The organism is Endozoicomonas sp. ONNA1, assembly GCF_024606325.1.
Classification (GTDB): Bacteria; Pseudomonadota; Gammaproteobacteria; order Pseudomonadales; family Endozoicomonadaceae; genus Endozoicomonas_A.
Genome location: NZ_JAHHPN010000285.1, coordinates 1 through 1,741 on the forward strand (window position 1 = coordinate 1; position 1,741 = coordinate 1,741).

The 1,741-nt window shown below is 46.6% G+C and carries 4 protein-coding genes; 1 reads left to right on the forward strand and 3 read right to left on the reverse strand.

All coding sequences use genetic code 11. The features are described 5' to 3' along the window. Positions 1–214: hypothetical protein (locus tag KDK19_RS06670; RefSeq protein ID WP_257254091.1), on the reverse strand; the 214-nt coding region annotated here is incomplete at its 3' end. A 26-nt stretch (positions 215–240) separates the two neighbouring features. Continuing rightward, the gene (locus KDK19_RS06675) at positions 241–708 is read right to left on the reverse strand and encodes a hypothetical protein (protein WP_257291606.1); all 468 of its coding nucleotides are present in this window, start codon (positions 706–708) and stop codon (positions 241–243) included. A 176-nt stretch (positions 709–884) separates the two neighbouring features. Between KDK19_RS06675 and KDK19_RS06680 the strand changes: the two genes are divergently transcribed. Continuing rightward, complete coding sequence (locus KDK19_RS06680) at positions 885–1,367, forward strand: DUF29 domain-containing protein (protein ID WP_257254089.1); 483 nt, start codon at positions 885–887, stop codon at positions 1,365–1,367. 184 nt (positions 1,368–1,551) lie between these two features. On the opposite strand, the gene KDK19_RS06685 is transcribed toward KDK19_RS06680, so the two are convergent. After that, a partial coding sequence (locus KDK19_RS06685) for a hypothetical protein (protein ID WP_257254088.1) occupies positions 1,552–1,741 on the reverse strand: 190 nt, incomplete at its 5' end.

Consider the following 1,741-nt stretch of genomic DNA (forward strand, 5'->3'; position numbering starts at 1 on the left):
CTTTCAGATTGAGGGAATTTGCAGTCTGCCGGGCAATACAGGCATCCAGGAAACCCTGCATTTTTTGCTGCCCGAACGACAGGTGTATACGATACAGTTGGAGGATGGATGGAGCCGTTTCGAAGAAGCTATCGAGCTGTTCAATATAGTCTGGGCTTTTGGCTTCTGGCTGCGACCAGATAATCTCCAACGTCCATCTTCTACTTCGTGCCATGATAAATCGCCGGTTGAGCTTTTGCCTCAGTGGTTCCAGTGCCTCCCACTGAGCTTTGTTCGGGGGGGGGGGCTGAGGTTTTTGCACAGTTCAATGTACTCCAGACTCTCAGATTCAGGCAGCTGAGTCAGAGCAAACTTTACGATATTCAAAGGGGCGGGAATTGAGAGTGCCTTGTTGAGTAAGTTCTGGTCTTGTCGGCTTTCATTGTGTCTTGCCAGCCATAAACGTACGCCAGCTCCACCATGGTTATGTAATATCGGCAGCAAGGATGCCAACGCGGAAAGCACCTGAGGTCTTTCATTACGGGCGTTTGTGAAAGCGGTCAGGTATTGTTCAAATTCCGCAATGGTCATGCGCCACTTTAGAGGGGCTGTACTGAACAATGCCAAGACTTTCATGTTTTCCGCAATGGTCATACGCCACTTCTGGGGGAAAGAGCTAAAGAGCGGTAATGCGTTCACCGCATCGCCTTCCTCCCACTCATCATCCAAATCACTGATGTCGTAGATTGTTCACATCAAACTCATTGAAGTGACATACTAGCGCGGGAACGAGGTGAAAGGCATCTGTGCTTTGGTGATTCATTTTGCGTCCTTTCTGTTAGTTGCCTACAGTGGTAGGGCAATGGAGGTATTTTTTTAACAGGGTATCCGGTTGAGGTAAAACGATGAATAGCTTATACGAAACCGACCATCACAAATGGTTGACCGAGCAAGTAGGCTTACTGGCTAACAAACAATTTGACCAGCTAGACCTTGAAAATCTGTTGGAGGAGTTGGAGTTGGGTATAGAGGCTAAAGTCGATAATCTTGAGAATTATCTATCCACTTTGATAACCCATCTTCTTAAATGTGATTACCAAACGACCGTATTAAGGGATACGATAGCCGCCGAGAGATTCCCTAAGGGGTGGGTAAAAACCATATATAGATCAAGGAATAACATCAATAAACTAATAAGAAAAAATCCCTGTTTAAAACCAAGAATCGAGAATATATTAGAAAACTCGTATCCCGAAGGAAAAAAAGACGCAATTTGGGAAATGAATCTTCATATACCCGCCCAATGCCCAAAACTGGACAACAGCAGCTATCCAGACAAATGCCCGTGGTCTTACGAGCAAATGATGTCTGAAGACTGGTATCCTTAAACGGAGTGAATCCCTATGAGTAGTTTATTGACTCGCTCCCATGAACCTTAGCCATAACAGCGAGTGTTGCGCTCGTTGCGGATTTAATCAAGAGCTGGAGCCTCTGGTAATCGAGAGGCTAACCGGGAAACCAAAGGTGGCGGCGTAGATCCATCTGCTGGCGGTAACGGCATGCAGTCTCTCCCTATACATCAAACAGTTCATCCTCAAATAGCCATTCATTCAGCCCGAGCGGATCCCTCTTTTTATCCTCACAGGCTTTGTGCCATTCGAGCTGTGTCGCCACATCCACTCTGTCGCTCATTTTGTTGATCACCGCGGCGAGTTGCATTGGAGTCATCTGGGGGCGATAAAGTTCCAGCATTTCAAGCTCT

What these genes read in the sequence shown, in the direction of transcription:
- KDK19_RS06680 (WP_257254089.1), top strand. Translation starts at nt 885, where the DNA reads ATGAATAGCTTATACGAAACCGACCATCACAAATGGTTGACCGAGCAA.